The sequence below is a fragment of the Arsukibacterium sp. UBA5043 genome (assembly GCA_002415085.1).
Taxonomy (GTDB): Bacteria; Pseudomonadota; Gammaproteobacteria; order Enterobacterales; family Alteromonadaceae; genus Alishewanella.
In genome coordinates, this window is the sequence record DIBV01000017.1 from 100,509 (window position 1) to 116,998 (window position 16,490).

Annotated in this window: 14 protein-coding genes; 10 read left to right on the forward strand and 4 right to left on the reverse strand. The window is 51.2% G+C overall.

Annotated elements, in window-relative coordinates:
• Genes mobA through modC form a run of 8 tightly spaced genes read left to right on the forward strand, consistent with a single transcriptional unit; the run spans position 1 to position 4,918 of the window.
• The gene (gene mobA, locus B2Q61_RS14405; protein ID WP_290616972.1) at positions 1 to 567 is read left to right on the forward strand and encodes a molybdenum cofactor guanylyltransferase; all 567 of its coding nucleotides are present in this window, start codon (positions 1 to 3) and stop codon (positions 565 to 567) included.
• Entirely contained in the window at positions 554 to 1,093 is a 540-nt protein-coding gene (locus B2Q61_RS14410) for a molybdenum cofactor synthesis domain-containing protein (RefSeq protein ID WP_290616974.1), read from the forward strand. The genes mobA and B2Q61_RS14410 overlap by 14 nt, the downstream gene beginning before the upstream one ends.
• Before the next feature lies 1 nt (position 1,094).
• Positions 1,095 to 1,586 (forward strand): cyclic pyranopterin monophosphate synthase MoaC, encoded by a 492-nt coding sequence (gene moaC / locus B2Q61_RS14415; RefSeq protein ID WP_290616976.1) that lies wholly within the window; start codon positions 1,095 to 1,097, stop codon positions 1,584 to 1,586.
• Positions 1,583 to 1,834 carry a MoaD/ThiS family protein gene (locus B2Q61_RS14420; protein ID WP_290616978.1) on the forward strand — a complete coding sequence of 84 codons (252 nt, stop codon included), beginning with the start codon at positions 1,583 to 1,585 and terminating at the stop codon, positions 1,832 to 1,834. Before moaC ends, B2Q61_RS14420 begins: the two co-directional genes overlap by 4 nt.
• A gap of 1 nt (position 1,835) precedes the next feature.
• Positions 1,836 to 2,285: a molybdopterin synthase catalytic subunit MoaE gene (gene moaE / locus B2Q61_RS14425; protein ID WP_290616980.1), complete on the forward strand. Its 450-nt coding sequence runs from the start codon at positions 1,836 to 1,838 to the stop codon at positions 2,283 to 2,285.
• A 3-nt stretch (positions 2,286 to 2,288) separates the two neighbouring features.
• Positions 2,289 to 3,062 carry a molybdate ABC transporter substrate-binding protein gene (modA, locus tag B2Q61_RS14430; protein ID WP_290616982.1) on the forward strand — a complete coding sequence of 258 codons (774 nt, stop codon included), beginning with the start codon at positions 2,289 to 2,291 and terminating at the stop codon, positions 3,060 to 3,062.
• A 3-nt stretch (positions 3,063 to 3,065) separates the two neighbouring features.
• Positions 3,066 to 3,767: a molybdate ABC transporter permease subunit gene (gene modB / locus B2Q61_RS14435; protein WP_290612742.1), complete on the forward strand. Its 702-nt coding sequence runs from the start codon at positions 3,066 to 3,068 to the stop codon at positions 3,765 to 3,767.
• Positions 3,764 to 4,918, forward strand: a complete 1,155-nt coding sequence (gene modC, locus B2Q61_RS14440; protein ID WP_290616983.1) for a molybdenum ABC transporter ATP-binding protein — start codon at positions 3,764 to 3,766, stop codon at positions 4,916 to 4,918. The genes modB and modC overlap by 4 nt, the downstream gene beginning before the upstream one ends.
• Before the next feature lie 96 nt (positions 4,919 to 5,014).
• On the opposite strand, the gene B2Q61_RS14445 is transcribed toward modC, so the two are convergent.
• The 3 genes from B2Q61_RS14445 to narL form a co-directional block, all read right to left on the reverse strand.
• Entirely contained in the window at positions 5,015 to 6,607 is a 1,593-nt protein-coding gene (locus B2Q61_RS14445) for a thiamine pyrophosphate-binding protein (RefSeq protein WP_290616985.1), read from the reverse strand.
• 121 nt (positions 6,608 to 6,728) lie between these two features.
• Complete coding sequence (gene glp / locus B2Q61_RS14450; RefSeq protein ID WP_290616987.1) at positions 6,729 to 7,976, reverse strand: gephyrin-like molybdotransferase Glp; 1,248 nt, start codon at positions 7,974 to 7,976, stop codon at positions 6,729 to 6,731.
• 14 nt (positions 7,977 to 7,990) lie between these two features.
• Entirely contained in the window at positions 7,991 to 8,644 is a 654-nt protein-coding gene (narL, locus tag B2Q61_RS14455) for a two-component system response regulator NarL (protein ID WP_290616989.1), read from the reverse strand.
• Between the two features lie 321 nt (positions 8,645 to 8,965).
• Here narL and B2Q61_RS14460 point away from each other — a divergent pair, with 321 nt between their 5' ends.
• Complete coding sequence (locus tag B2Q61_RS14460) at positions 8,966 to 10,582, forward strand: MFS transporter (protein WP_290616991.1); 1,617 nt, start codon at positions 8,966 to 8,968, stop codon at positions 10,580 to 10,582.
• Positions 10,583 to 10,642: 60 nt separating this feature from the next.
• On the opposite strand, the gene B2Q61_RS14465 is transcribed toward B2Q61_RS14460, so the two are convergent.
• On the reverse strand, positions 10,643 to 12,427 hold the full coding sequence (locus B2Q61_RS14465) for a type IV pili methyl-accepting chemotaxis transducer N-terminal domain-containing protein (protein ID WP_290616993.1): 1,785 nt from the start codon (positions 12,425 to 12,427) through the stop codon (positions 10,643 to 10,645).
• 335 nt (positions 12,428 to 12,762) lie between these two features.
• Here B2Q61_RS14465 and B2Q61_RS14470 point away from each other — a divergent pair, with 335 nt between their 5' ends.
• Positions 12,763 to 16,479: a nitrate reductase subunit alpha gene (locus B2Q61_RS14470; RefSeq protein WP_290616995.1), complete on the forward strand. Its 3,717-nt coding sequence runs from the start codon at positions 12,763 to 12,765 to the stop codon at positions 16,477 to 16,479.
• Positions 16,480 to 16,490: the final 11 nt, after the last annotated feature.

A 16,490-nucleotide genomic window follows, 5' to 3' on the forward strand; every position in this document is an offset into this window, starting at 1 on the left:
ATGAGCAGTTGTATGCAATTTAGCGCACTGATTTTAGCCGGAGGAAAATCCAGCCGCATGGGCCAGGATAAAGCGCTGCTAAACCTTAATGGCTTGAATTTACTTGAGCATATGCAGCAATTGGCGCAAGAAAGCGGTGCAGCAGAGGTACTGATTAGTCGTAACCAACCGGGTTTTATTGCCGATCAAACTCAGCAACAAGGGCCCTTAGCCGGTATTTTAGCGGCGCTTGAGCACTGTCGCAGCTCACAGTTACTGGTATTACCGATAGATACGCCATTATTGAGCACACTTAGTCTGCAGCGGCTGCTGCGACACGCGGCTGGCCAAGCCGCCTGTTTTGCCAATAGCCCGCTGCCCTGCGTACTGCCGGTAAACCCGACACTTAGTGCCATGATTAGTAAACAACTGCAAAACGGCCAGCGTTCGGTTAAAGCATTGTTGGCAGACCTTAATGCGCGAACTCTGCCGGCCCCGACCACTGAACTGCTTAATACCAATACCCCACAAGACTGGCAGCTTTGCCTGAAATTACTAAATAACGGAGAGCACTATGCCAAGGCCTGATTTAAGCCGGTTTTATCCGCTGACTATAGCCGTACTTACCGTCTCGGACAGTCGAAGCAGCGCTAATGACAGCAGCGGCGACTTGCTCTGTCAGCTGCTGCAAACCGCAGGTCACCAATTAGCAGAGCGGATAGTATTGCCGAACAACAAATATCACATACGTGCCGTGTTAAGTCAGTGGATCGCAAGCGAGACCATTCAGGTAGTGTTGCTGAATGGTGGCACCGGCTATGCCAAGGGTAATTGTACGGTCGAAGCATTAACACCGCTTATGGATACACAGGTACCGGGCTTTGGCGAGTTATTTCGACAGTTAACGTTTAACGAATTAGGCTCAGCCGCGATGCAATCCGGCGCACTGGCTGGACTGGCCAATGGCACTTTGCTATTTGCGATGCCTGGCTCTGGCGGTGCCTGCAGGCTTGCCATGCAGCAATTGATTTTGCCACAGCTGGATAGCAAAACCGGTCCCTGTAACTTTGTTGCTCATGTGAAAAACAACCCAATCAATAATTGTGGAGCCTGAAATGAGTGAATTCCCACATTTAACGCATCTGGATCAAAGTGGTGCCGCTGCCATGGTCGATGTTAGTAACAAGCAGGACACTAAGCGGCTGGCCCGCGCCGGCGCAGTAGTATTTACCACGCCAGAAGTGATCAGTTTAATTGAGCAGGCCTTACTGAAAAAAGGCGATGTACTGGCCACCGCCCGCATTGCCGGCATTATGGCAGCGAAAAAAACCAGTGAGCTTATTCCGCTGTGCCATCCGCTCATGCTAAGCAAGGTATCAGTCGACTTTCAGCTACTGCCAGCGCAAGGTCAAATAAAAATTGAAAGCTGCTGTGTGCTAAGCGGCCAAACCGGCGTCGAGATGGAAGCATTAACTGCCGCCAGTGTGGCAGCGCTAACCATTTACGATATGTGTAAAGCGGTAGATAAGGCGATGACCATTAGCGAGATCCGGCTGCTGAAAAAAACCGGCGGTAAGTCGGGGCATTATATTTCGGAGGCAATATGATTAAAATTCTGTTTTTTGCAGCGCTGCGTGAGCGACTGGATTGCGAGCAATACTTGCTCAGTTGTGAGAGCAATACACTGAATGTGGCATCGGTACTCAGCCAATTGCAAAGCCGCTGCCAAAACTGGCAGCAGGAGCTAAGCCGCACTGATTTGCTTTGCGCCCTGAACCAGCAACTGGTGCCGCTAACCGCCAGCGTGCAGGATGGGGATGAACTGGCGTTTTTCCCCCCGGTAACCGGAGGCTGATATGAGCATATTTGTCGCCGTACAAAGTGATGATTTTTGTCTGGCCAGTGAATACAGTGAGCTACGCCGTAATGCAGCCTGTGGAGCAATTGTCACATTTAGCGGCCTGGTGCGAGAGCTGCATGATACCGTTCTGCATGGCATGACACTGGAGCACTACCCTGGCATGACCGAACAGGCACTTAACCGCATTGCCACCGATGCGCTTAATCATTGGCAACTGGCTGCTGTACATATTATTCACCGGGTTGGCAGGCTTAAGCCAAATGAGCAGATAGTGTTTGTCGGGGTAGCAAGCGCCCACCGGGCCGCTGCGTTCGCCGCCTGCGAGTTTATTATGGATTACTTAAAAAACCGCGCACCGTTCTGGAAAAAAGAACATACCGCAGAGGGTGATTACTGGGTTGAGGCCAAAGCCAGTGATCAGCAGGCGCTGGCGCGCTGGGAGTAAAATATGATCCGGAGTGCACTGCTGTTTTGTCTGTTTTCTCTGGTTTACGTCCTACCGGTTTATGCCGGCGACAAGCTGATGCTGGCTGCAGCGTCAGATTTACGCTATGCCTTAGATGAAGTCATTCTGCTGTTTCGCCAGCAGCACCCCACCACAGATATTCATGTTGTATATGGGTCAAGCGGCAAACTCAGCACGCAAATTCGCCATGGCGCGCCTTTTGACTTGTTTTTTTCAGCTGACAGCCGCTTTCCTGAGCTGCTGTACCAAGATGGCCACGCGGTTACTGTGCCACAACCTTACGCTGTGGGTCATTTGGTACTGTGGAGCCCACGGCAAAATATGTCAGAGGTTGAGCTGCATCAGCTGAAAAACATGACGTTTCGTCGCCTGGCCATTGCTCAACCGGCGCATGCGCCTTATGGCCAACGTGCCAAAGAAGCTTTGCAAACTCTTGGCCTGTGGGCAGAGCTTGAACCAAAGCTGGTGTATGGCGAAAACATCGCCCAAACCGCACAATTGGTGCAAAGCGGCGGCGCAGACATTGGCATTATTGCGCTGTCGTTAGCAAAGTTTCCTGAACTGGCCAAACAGGGTTATCACCTTATTCCGACAGACCTGCATCAGCCGCTTACCCAGGCTTTTGTGGTTACCCGTCATGGCGCGGATAACCTTGCTGCTCACCATTTTAGCGCCTTTATGAAAAATCCGGCTGCCCTAACGGTAATGCAACGCTTCGGCTTTGAACTGCCAGCAACTCTGCCGGCACAGGACTAAGCCATGCCTGAGTTTCTCACAATATTGAGTAGTCAGGACTGGCAAGCCATCCAACTCACCCTTAAGCTGTGTTTATACACCACGCTGATTTTACTGCTGCTGGGTACCCCGCTGGCCTGGTGGTTATCGCTTAGCCATAGCAAACTGCGCACCGCCATTCAGGCGATAGTAGCGCTGCCACTGGTATTGCCACCCACTGTGCTGGGTTTTTATTTGTTACTGCTGCTTGGGCCGCATGGCGCTATCGGCAGTACCCTGGAGCAACTGGGGCTAAACCATCTGGCATTTAGCTTTAGTGGCATTCTAATTGGCTCAGTCATTTACTCGCTGCCCTTTACCGTGCAGCCTTTAGTGGAAAGCTTTCGACGCATGGGACCAAGGCCGCTGGAAGTCGCCGCTACTTTAGGTGCCAGCAAGCTGGATCAGCTGTTCAGTGTAATACTGCCACTATGCCGTGGTGGGTTTATCGTTGCTGCAACGTTAACGTTTGCCCATACCTTAGGCGAATTTGGGGTTATCTTAATGCTCGGTGGCAGTATACCCGGCGAAACCCAGGTGTTATCGGTACTGATTTATGACCACACCGAAGCGATGAATTATGCGCAGGCGCATCAGTTATCGTTAGGGTTATTAATTACCGCCTTTGCAGTACTGTTTATTGTATATGGGTTAAACCGCCGGTTTGAACGCGAGGCCATACTATGATTAGCCTGTTGCAACATGCCGCCCAGCACTGCTGGCAGCATATTAGCCAGCCACGCCAATTAGCCGCTGCGCCTGAGTGCCAAACGCTTACAGTGCAGTTAAGCCTGGCTCTTGGCGAATTTTCACTGCAGTTAAATAACAGCCTGCCGTTAAACGGTATTACCGCCCTATTTGGCCGCTCGGGTTGTGGTAAAACCACCTTATTGCGTGCAATTGCCGGGCTCGACCGCCATGCTAATGCGCAAATTTGCCTTAACGAAACGCCATGGCAACAGGGTAAACAGTTTGTGCCGGTGCATCAGCGCCGGATAGGTATGGTATTTCAGGAAAGCAGCCTGCTGCCGCATTTATCAGTTGAGCAAAACCTGCTGTATGGCTTTAACCGGCTGGCAAAGCAAACTGCTGTGCGGCTGCAACCAGAGCAGGTGATCCGCTTACTTGAGCTGACGTCACTGCTTAAACTGGCGCCACAGTACTTATCCGGCGGTCAGCGCCAGCGCATCGCACTGGGCCGGGCTTTACTGAGCCAGCCGCAATTACTGCTGCTGGATGAACCTTTAGCATCATTGGATCAGCAAAGCCGCAGCGAGATTTTGCCGTTTTTACAGCGCATAGCTAATACAACCGGCATACCTATGCTGCTGGTCAGTCATCAGCTGGACGACGTCGTAAAACTGGCCGATCAGCTGGTATTGATGAAACACGGCCGCATCCACAGCCAGGGCCCGCTGCAACAGCAATTACTCCAACCCGAACTGGCTGCTATCGGTGCTATGTCGCTACTGCACGCCAAAAGCCAGGGCAGTCACAACCACCTGCTGCAGCTTAGTATCGGCCAACAGCAGTTACAATTACCCTCACCACAGCATAGTGTTGACGCAAACTACTCCGCCACCTCATACCGTTTACGTATTCAGGCGCGCGATGTCGCGCTAAGCCTGAAACCACTTAGCGACTGCTCAGTCAGCAATCAGCTTCAGGTCAGCATTACCGGCATACACCCCGCACCGCACCCCGCCGAACTGCTGGTACAGCTGGAGCTTGACCGCCAGCCACTTCAGGCACTGCTAACCAAACAATCAGCAGACCGGCTCGGCTTACAAATTGGCCAGCAGGTTTATGCGCAAATTAAAGCAGTGGCGTTGGACTAGCTTAACGCCGAATCACTGATCACATCCAAGGTTTGTCATTGTTATTACCAGCGGTAAACACCTGACAGGTAATGAGCAAAGCCAAAGCCCGGATAGCTAACATGGTGTGAGATTGCTTTTGGCTGCCGCTTTAAAGCCCTCAGCGAAGTTATTCAGCCGTGCGGTGCGACTGCCTGCCGGTAGCATTACTTCTATCAGGCTAAAGCGTCTGTTGCTGTTAAGCGCCAACGACAATACCTCGTCAAAATCAGCCAGATTACTAACCTGCATACCATGTCCGCCCATACTGCGGGCCAGCTCAGCATATTGCCAGTTATCTAAGCCGGTACAGTTAAGGCCGGGAGCAAAAGCGTCAATCATGTCCCAGCGCTGGTTATTAAAGACAATAATAATCGGGGCAAAGCCATAGCGGGCACAATGGCCAAGCTCCAGGCCAGTCATTAAAAAGGCGCCATCGCCTACCAGCACCACCGGCCGTAAGCCGGTGGCGGCCTGCACGCCAAAGGCGGCAGGCACCGCATAGCCCATAGAAGCATAAAACGCCGGTGCCAGCATCAGGCTGGGATTAGCATGCAAAGAGGCGAACAGGCAATCGCCTATATCAGAAATCAGTGGCACAGTGTCATGGCGGGCGGTCAATATCCGCTCCAAACCCTGCACCAGGCTGGTGGCACTAAGCTGCTGCTCTGTTGCGACAGATGGCAAAGCCGGCATTACCGGTGGCTGAAATGCCGCTAGTGGCGCGGCCAGCAATGCTGCCAGCAGCGGCTTTAATGCCAGTTGCTGCTGTTCAAGACAAAGCACTTTTTCAGCGGGGAACAGCTCTGAATGGGCAGCAAAATTGCTATCGGTTTTAATCACGCCAATTTGCAGAATAAGATCGGCTTCAGATAACAGCTTTGCCGGGCGGATATCAGATTTATCAAGAAAAATACCGCCAAACCGCGGATGGTGCTGATTAAAGCTGGCACGGCCCATCAGCGTGCAGATAAAAGGTATATTCAGCTTAGTGGCTAAGGCTTCCAGCTCAGTCACTGCCTCAAAACGGCGGACATCTACCCCGGCTAATATCACCGGCTTTTTTGCCTTTTGTAAGCGGCCAGTTAACGCAGCGACGGCCAGCTCAATTTTATCCGCCGCTATCGGTTCAGGCAGGTAAGGCCCTGCGGCAGTCGTGTTAAAACTTAGCGCGTCACGCGGTATTTCCAGCAGCACCGGCCGGCTTTGCTGTTCCACCACGGTTAACGCGGCACGAATGTCGGAACCGGCAGTATCCGGGTTATCTAACCGAAACCGGGCAGCGGTAATTTCACGGTAAATATCGCGCTGTGAGTCGACCGTTCTGGCCTGATGATGTATTTGCAAACCGCGCGCAATCTCGCCCTGGCTAGGGAAACCGGCAATAACTAACAGCGGTACATGTTCAACATAAGCCTGGGCCACCGCATTGACGGCATTAAGGGCTCCGGCACCATAAGTGAGGATAACTACCGCCGGTTTATTGCTGATCCGGGCTGCTGCATCGGCGGCAAATACCACTGAGGGTTCATGACTTAAATAATACAGCGGCAAGTGGTTGCGCTGCTGCAGTTGCTCGAACAACGGCAGCACAAAATCGCCGGGAATGCCAAACAGTTGTTTAACACCAAAAATGTCCAGTTCCTGCAACAACGCATCGATTAATAACATAAACCACTCCCGTTTTAGCTGATGCCGGCAGTGTGGTTATTATTGCGCTAACTGGTGTTGATACAGATCAAAACCGCACCGGCTTCAGCCGGTACAAAAGAGGTATGCTCATTTTTGGATATCAGCGTAACAAATCTGAAAACGGCAGTATCGATACCATTTCACCGGCTGGCAGGCTGCTGCTGTCACGCGGCAAGACAATATAGCAGTTAGCATTTGCAATAGAGCTCAACATGCCCGAACTTTGGGCGCCTGAGGTTTTTACTTTTAAACCGGTTTCGCCCTGCCAGTACCAGCCGCGCTGATAATCCTGCCGCCCGGGCTGTTTTTTCAGCGGTACATCACATTCTGCCTGCAACAACTTAGCTGACGATTGGATAACCTCACCGCTAAGTTTACGCAACACCGGTTGGACTAATTGCTCCAGCGTGACCACTGCCGCCACCGGGTTACCCGGTAAACCAAAGAACCAGCAATTGTTAAGTTTACCAAAGGCGAACGGCTTCCCCGGCTTAATCGCCACCTGCCAGAAATTGATCTGGCCAAGCTTACTGAGAATTTGCCGGGTATAATCGGCCTCGCCCACCGACACGCCGGCACTGGTTACCAGCACATCGGCCTCTTTCATCGCCTGCTGAAATGCCTGCTCTATTGCCCCAGGCTCGTCTGGCAATAAGCCAAGATCGATAAGCTGCACATCAAGACGCTTAAGCATTGCGGCGATAACGTAGCGGTTGCTGTCATAAATATGACCTGCCGGCAGTTTTTGCCCCGGCGCAACAAGCTCATCACCACTGGAAAATATCGCTACCTTTAGCTGACGAAGCACATTAACACTGGCAATGCCCAGAGACGCCAGCAAACCGATATCGGCCGGGCGCAGCTTATGACCAGCAGTAAACACCTCAGCACCCTTGGCGATGTCTTCACCGGCACGGCGGACATGCTCGCCCATTGTTGGTTGGAGCTGACAGAGAATCGATTGCTGCTGGTCGGTTTCGCTAAGCGCTACCTGTTCCTGCATCACCACAGTATCTAAACCTTCAGGCAACACGGCCCCGGTGGTTATCCTTACACAACACCCTGCCGGGACAGGATTTGCAAACGCATGGCCGGCCAGCGCGGTTCCGGCCACCGCCAATCGAACGTCAGGCTTAACATCCGCTGCGCACAGCGCATAACCATCCATAGCTGCATTGTCATAACCCGGTACATTAATGTCTGACACCACAGGCTGTGCCAGCACTCTATCCAGCGCATTGTTCAGTGGCACACTAACGCTTTGGGTCAGCGGCTGCACTTCGCCAAGCATTTGTAATATTGCCTGCTCTGCAGTTAGCATTTGTTTCGGGACGCGGGCGTCTTGCATCGGGCGTTTCTCCACTAAAACTGGGAAGCTTGCTGGTTAACCATCCACACCGCTGCTTCAACCCGTGAGCGCAGGCCAAGCTTCTTCAATAAATGTTTAACATGGACTTTTACTGTGCCATCCGAGATATTAAGTTCACGGGCAATCAGCTTGTTACTTAAGCCCTTAGCAATAAAACTGAGAATTTCATGCTCACGGTTAGTCAGACTGTTAAGTTCAGCCGGCGTTTTAACCGCCGGCCGGCGTAGTGCAGTTGCCAATACCTGAGTAATCGCTTCACTGAGTACCATTTTACCGGTAAGCGAGCGTTTAATTTGATCCAGTAAAATTTCCGGATCACTGTCTTTTAGTAAATAACCATCTGCGCCGTTACTGATAGCATTAACAACATCTTCATCTGCATCAGAAACAGTCAGCATAACTATCCTGGACGTTACGCCTTCATCGCGCATTTTTTTTAAGGTCGCAATACCATCCATACCCTGCATATTTAAATCCAGAATAATTAAATCCGGGTCCAGCTCGCTTGCCAACGGAATTGCCTCAGCGCCACTACTGGCTTCAGCAATCACTTCAAGCTCATCTTCCAGCGCTAATAACTGCTTTAAGCCTTTGCGCAATAAAGGGTGATCATCCACTAACATAATGCTGGATTTCTGCTCTGCCATGTCCCGCTCCAAGATTAGACAATGTATCTATATGCTATTAGCTTACAACAAGCCGGGACGAACTTTGATATAAATCAGTAAAATGGCTGTTCAGCAGCCGGGCTTAATTTAAACTTTAAGCGCTACCTGAGCTCACCGCCTGATTATATGCTACTGATATATATCAATTATTTTAACCAGAATTTTTAAAGCTACCACTTTCTAGGTACCCCTAACTATCCCTCTTCCCACCACGGCTAACTCTGAAGATACATTGTGACATAGCGTCTGACCCTGCATAGTTTGGGCAGCTTAAATTGCTGTTCCCAACAGGAGTGAACTATGTCAGATCTTAAACAATGGCAACCGGAAGACGACAACTTCTGGCACAGCCGGGGTAAGGCTATTGCCAACCGTAACCTGTGGATATCCATCCCCAGCCTGCTTTGCGGCTTTGGTGTCTGGATGTTATGGAGTATTGTCACGGTACAAATGCTTAACGTAGGTTATCCGTTTAGCACGGCAGAGCTGTTTACGCTTACCGCAATTGCCGGCTTAACCGGCGCAACGTTACGTATTCCTTCCAGCTTTTTTGTGCGGTTGTGTGGTGGTCGTTACACCTTATTCCTTACTACCAGCTTACTGCTGATCCCTGCTGTCGGAACCGGGCTGGCGCTGCAAAGTATCGACACCCCGCTGTGGGTATTTCAGCTGATGGCGTTGTTATCCGGCATTGGCGGTGGCAATTTTGCTTCATCAATGTCTAATATCAGTTTCTTTTTTCCGAAAAAGCAGCAAGGTTTGGCACTGGGCTTAAACGCTGGCCTGGGTAACTTTGGTGTTACTACCGTGCAAATCCTGGTGCCGCTTTTTATGTCGTATGGCGTGTTTACCCTGCTCGGTGGTGGGGAGCCGATGATCCTGGCTAAAGCCAGCGGCACCGTTACCGGTACCATACCGGCCGGCACTGAAACCTGGATCCAGAATGCCGGTTTTGCCTGGTTAATCACCCTGATACCGCTGGCGTTTTTGCTCTGGTTTGGCACTAACAATATTCATACCGAAGAAGTGACACCTAAACTGCCTTCAGCAGCCAAATCTTTCAGCATCATTCTGACCATGCTGGGCATTGGTTTTATCACCTCTATTGCCGGTCTATGGTTAATTTTACCGGAGTCGGCCAATGGTTCAGGTTTTGGTATTCCGAAAGAAATTGTGCTGATTGCAATCTTATTTGCCACCGTGTTTTTACTTAAATTGTTGCCGGGCGCCATTCGCACCAGTCTGGATCGGCAATATAAGATTTTTAACAATAAACACACCTGGGTAATGAGCGTACTTTATGTGATGACTTTTGGCTCTTTTATCGGCTTTGCCGCCGCCTTCCCGTTATCCATTAAAGTGATATTTGGCTACAGCCATATTATGGTAGATGGCGTTATGACCCATTCTACGCCAAACCCCAACGGCCCCAGCGCCTTAACTTATGCCTGGATTGCCCCCTTTGTGGGCGCGCTGATCCGCCCGGTTGGCGGCTGGATTGCTGATAAACTCGGTGGCGCCTTTGTAACCCAGCTATGTTCTGTGGTGATGGTACTATGTGCATTGGGTGCGGCTTACTATATGCAGCTGGCCTATCAAAGCGCCACGCCAGAGCAGTACTTTGTGCCGTTCTTCCTGATCTTTTTAGGTTTGTTTGCTGCCAGTGGTATTGGTAACGGCTCCACCTTCCGCACCATTGCTGTGGTATTTCCAAAAGAACAAGCTGGCCCGGTACTGGGCTGGACTTCAGCCGTTGCCGCCTATGGTGCATTTTATATTCCACAGGTACTGGGAGAGCAAATAAAAGCGGCTACCCCGGAATACGCGATGGTAGGGTTTGCCATTTTCTACAGCCTGTGTTTGCTGGTGAATTGGTTTTTTTACCTGCGTAAAAACGGCGAGTTTTATAATCCATAGCCCAAACAGCTATTCCTGCAAACCACAGGGGGCGTAAATATACGCCCCCTTTGCGCTCCATCATGCCAGATGCTGCTGTAATAAATACTCTGGCCGGAAGCTGAAATACACACCGGTACCGCCTTCTGCACGGGCTTTAATCTGAATACTGCCACCTAAATGCTTGCTTCGTTCCTGCATAATGGCCAGACCATAATGGTTTAGTTTTTCAGCCGATGCAGGTATGCCAACCCCATTATCTTCCACCGCCAGATTGATCCCCTCAGCACTATGATGCAGGCTGATTTTAAGCTCGCTGCCCTGGCTATGATGCACAGCATTCTGACTGGCTTCCCGGATAATTTGCAAAAGATGAATTTCTTCATGTGGCGCCAGCGGCACATTCGTCAACTGGTAATCCAGCCTGATGTGCAAATCAGACTGAATGGTTAATTGTTTAACCGTGGTTTGTAAGGCGCTTAACAAGCCTTCGCCATCAACTTTTAAACGGAAGGTGGTTAGCAGCTCGCGCAGCTGGCGATAAGCCGCATCCAGACCCTGTTTCAACTCAGCCGATACATCAGCAATAATAGCTTTGTCATCTTTTTGGGTCGCTTTATTCAGGCGGGTAACCTGAATTTTTAAATAAGACAACGCCTGGGCCAGCGAGTCGTGCAATTCACGGGCAATCACAGTGCGCTCCTGCATCAATGCCAGCCGGCGTACCTGTTGTTCTTCAGATTTTAAACTTAATGCCAGTGCCAGCTGATCAGCGACTGAGCTTAGCAACTGTTGCTGCCACTTAGCCAGCTGCTGGCCCTGTGTAACCCGTGCCACCAGAACACCATATTTTTTCCGCTCGCGTTGCAGCTGAAAATTAAACTGATGAGTTGTACAGCCAGCATTTTCTGTCTGACTTAAACAGTCACCGCAGTTCAGCTGAATGCAAGGTTCTGCACCGTCGGTTCCGGGCACCAGTTGTATATAGGGTTTATCGCCTTCCTGGGTGAACAGACACAATTCCAAATCGTTGAGTTTAACCACCGGCTTTAACTCAGCAATAATCTGATTAAAATCGACATACTCCGGCACATGTTCACTAATACGCTGCGCCGTGTTATACAAAAACCGTAGCGTGGTATTGCTATGCTTCAGCGCCTCGGTTTGCTGTTCTACCCGCTGTTCCAGATTGCCATACATGTAAGCGATGGAATCGTTCATTTTATTAAAGCTGTGCGCCAGAGTGCCCAGCTCATCATTATTCTCCACGCTGAGACGGTGGGTAAAATCTCCCATAGCAACTCTTTTCGCGCCCTGAGTCAGTGTTTCCAGCGGTTGCTGAACCATCACTTTTAACCAATAAATGACAATAGCCGACAACAACACTGTGGCCAGTAATGCGACCAGCTGCAGAGTACGGAAACTACGGACCTTCTGCTCGGCATCCTGCTGGATATAAGACACCAGCTGCTCAAGCAACTGAATCTGCTCTGTCAGAGCCTGCTCAATCTGTACCGGCTGTTGTGACAACTGCGCCAATTCCGGTTCCAGTTGTTGCCAGTGCTGTCTGGCCGTTTCGAATTGCGAGGCTATTTTTTCGTTATGCATAAAGCGGGTAAACACCGGATGTTGCCAGCTTTGATTAAATTGTACTTTGGCAGCCTGCAGCTTTTGTTCATCCTGCTGCAGCGTCAGCAAGGCCAGACGGTAACTTTGCATCCTGAGCGAGCCGGCGACATTGACTGCGTGAGCATCATTATCGGTTTTATCTGATAACCAGTACGAGACCAGCATGGTACCAATAGCCAGCGCTACAATGCAGGCCAGGGCAATATTAATTCGGCTGACTATTGAAAACTGTCGCATAACTTCTCCGCTTACATTACTGGCTAAGCATACCTGCTTATTGGCTGCCGCGCTGCTATCTGGCAAAAATTGCCGGCAAAAATGAGCTACTCCTTTTGCCCCGCCGGGGTAGTCAATATTACCGCACTGGCTTTGCAGGGGGTATAGACCTGCGTATTGTCAACTAAAACAGCGTTACCCACACTACCACCTTGTGGGTATTTTTGTTTTTTATCAGTCATTTAGCGCGGTAGCCGCTTTGATCCAAATCAAGCATTATCTCAGTGTAGTTTCTATAGTGTGCCTACCAGAAAAGCAAGATCTCTGTTCATGCAGGACAAGACCAGGAGTAAACCATGAGTCACCTACTCGACAAACTGCGGTTTTTCAAAACCCGCAAAGCCCCGTTCGCCGACGGCCACGGTGTTACCACTAACGAAGACAGAACCTGGGAACAAGGTTATCGTCAGCGCTGGCAGCACGATAAGATTGTGCGCTCAACCCATGGCGTAAACTGCACCGGCTCGTGTAGCTGGAAAATTTATGTAAAAGACGGCCTGGTAACCTGGGAAACCCAGCAAACCGACTATCCGCGCACCCGGCCGGATTTACCGAATCATGAACCGCGCGGCTGTCCGCGTGGCGCCAGCTATTCCTGGTATATCTACAGCGCCAATCGCTTAAAATACCCCAAGGTACGCCAGCAATTAATGAAACTGTGGCGCGAAGCCAAAGCGCTGCATCAGGACCCGGTAAAAGCCTGGGAGTCTATTGTCAGCGATCCGGTAAAAGCGAAAAGTTACAAAGAACGTCGCGGCTTGGGCGGCTTTATCCGCGCCAGCTGGGATGAAGTGAACGAGCTTATCGCTGCGTCAAATGTGTATACCACCAAAACCTATGGCCCGGACCGGGTTACCGGCTTCTCGCCCATTCCGGCGATGTCGATGGTGTCCTACGCCGCAGGTGCCCGTTATTTATCGTTAATCGGCGGTAACTGCTTAAGCTTCTACGACTGGTACTGCGACTTGCCACCGGCCTCACCCCAGGTATGGGGCGAGCAAACCGACGTGCCGGAGTCGGCCGACTGGTATAACTCGAATTACATTATTGTCTGGGGCTCTAATGTGCCGCAAACCCGCACACCAGACGCGCACTTTTTAACTGAAGTACGTTACAAAGGCACCAAAACCTGTGTTATCACCTCAGATTATTCAGAAGCCTCTAAGTTCGGTGATACCTGGTTAGCGCCACGCCAGGGTACCGATGCCGCGCTGGCAATGGCGTTTGGCCACGTTATTTTACAAGAGTTTTACGTTAATAACCCAAGCGCGTATTTTACCGACTATGTAAAACGCACCACTGATATGCCGATGCTGGTGATGCTGGAACAAGGGGATAAGCATCTGACACAGGGCCGTTTCCTGCGTGCTGCCGATTTAGTGGATAACCTGGGCGAAGACAACAACCCGGACTGGAAAACCATTGCCATTAACAGCGATGGCCGCTTAACCAGCCCAAACGGTGCCATTGGTTACCGCTGGGGCCAGGCCGGAAAATGGAACCTTGAGCAAAAAGATAAAGACGGTGATATCGACTTACAGTTATCGTTAAAAGATAACCGTGATGAGCTGGTCGACGTGGCTTTTCCTTATTTTGGTGGCGCGCCGCACGAATATCAGTACTTTCAGCACACCGCGCACGACGATGTGCAAATCCGCAAAATTCCGGCCAAAAAAGTTGAGCTGGCCGATGGCAGCACGGCGCTGGTTGCCACTGTATTTGACTTAATGCTGGCACACTACGGTGTCGACAACGGCATTGGTGATGATAGTCGCGCAAAAACCTATCTGGACAATGTGCCCTATACCCCGGGCTGGCAGCAGCCAATCACCGGTGTTAACCCGGACGATGTGATTAGAGTAGCCCGCGAATTTGCCCGCAATGCCGATAAAACCCGCGGCCGTTCGATGGTCATTGTCGGCGCAGCATTAAACCACTGGTATCACATGGACATGAATTACCGTGGCTTAATTAACATGCTGATGATGTGCGGTTGTATTGGCCAGAGCGGCGGCGGCTGGGCGCATTATGTCGGCCAGGAAAAACTACGGCCGCAAACCGGCTGGACCCCACTGGCCTTTGCGCTGGACTGGCAGCGGCCACCACGTCATATGAACGGTACCTCATTCTTTTATAACCATTCCAGCCAGTGGCGTTATGAAAAGCTGGATATGACCGAAGTAGTATCACCGCTGGCGAACAAAGAAAAGTGGAGCGGCAGCATTATCGACTTTAACAGCCGTGCCGAGCGCATGGGCTGGTTGCCATCCGCACCACAGTTAGGCGTTAACCCGCTGGGGCTGGCCGCCAAAGCCAAGGCGGCCGGGGTTGAGCTAAAAGACTATGTGCTGCAGCAGCTAACAGATCGCAGCATTAAGTTTGCCTGCGAGCAGCCCGACAGCCCGCAAAACTTCCCGCGGAATATGTTTATCTGGCGCTCTAACCTGCTGGGTTCCAGCGGTAAAGGCCACGAATACATGCTGAAGCATTTTCTGGGCACCAAACATGGCTTGCTGGGTAAAGACTTAGGCGAGTTCGGTGGCAAAAAACCACAGGATGTCGAGTGGACTGACAACGGCGCTGAAGGCAAGGTCGACTTATGGGTGACGCTGGATTTCAGGATGTCTACCACCTGTCTGTATTCCGATATTGTGCTGCCTACCGCCACCTGGTATGAAAAAGACGATATGAATACCTCGGATATGCATCCGTTTATTCACCCGTTAACCGCAGCGATTGACCCGGTATGGGAAGCGCGCAGCGACTGGGAAATCTTTAAAGGCATCGCCAAGGCATTCTCCAAAGCCGCTGTTGGCCACTTAGGTGTGGAAACTGATGTTGTCACCACGCCAATGCACCACGACACCCCGGCCGAACTGGCCCAGCCTTATGGCGTAAAAGCCTGGTGGAAAGGCGAATGTGAGGCCTTACCAGGCTTGACCATGCCACATATTAATATTGTTGAGCGTGATTACCCCAATACCTATCAGCGTTTTACCTCTGTTGGCCCTTTGCTGGAGAAGATTGGCAATGGCGGTAAAGGCATCGGTTGGGATACCAAGGACGAAGTCGCTTTCCTGAAAAAGCTGAACCGGGTGCACACTGACGAAGGCATTAACAAAGGCATGGCGAAGATTGACAGCGCCATCGATGCCTGCGAGATGATCTTATCTCTGGCACCGGAAACCAATGGCCATGTCGCGGTAAAAGCCTGGCAGGCGCTTAGCAAAATTACCGGTCGCGACCACACCCATTTGGCACTGCCTAAAGCTGACGAGAAAATTCGTTTTAACGATATCGTCGCCCAGCCGCGCAAAATCATCAGCTCGCCAACCTGGTCTGGCCTGGAGGATGAACATGTGTCTTACAACGCGGGTTACACCAACGTCCATGAGCTGATCCCATGGCGCACCATTACCGGCCGCCAGCAGTTTTATCAGGATCACGAGTGGATGCGCGATTTTGGCGAGCAGCTGTGCAGCTACAAGCCACCGATTAACTTAAAAACCGTGCAGCCGGTGCTGAATAAAACACCGAACGGCAATAAAGAGATCGTACTGAACTGGATCACGCCGCACCAGAAATGGGGTATCCACAGTACTTACTCGGACAACCTGCTGATGCTGACGCTGTCGCGGGGCGGCCCTATCGTCTGGTTAAGCGAAACCGACGCTGCCGCTGCCGGTATTGAGGATAACGACTGGATTGACATCTTTAACGTCAATGGCGCCATCGCCGCCCGCGCTGTGGTATCGCAACGGGTGCCAGAGGGCATGAGCATGATGTACCACGCCCAGGAGCGCATTGTAAACGTACCCGGCAGCGAGTTAACCGGTACCCGTGGCGGTATTCATAACTCGGTTACCCGCGCGGTGATGAAGCCCACCCATATGATCGGTGGTTATGCCCAACAATCCTACGGCTTTAACTACTACGGTACCGTTGGCTGTAACCGCGATGAGTTTGTCATCATCCGGAAAATGGGCAAAGTCGACTGGTTAGACACTAAATAAGGTTGGAGTAA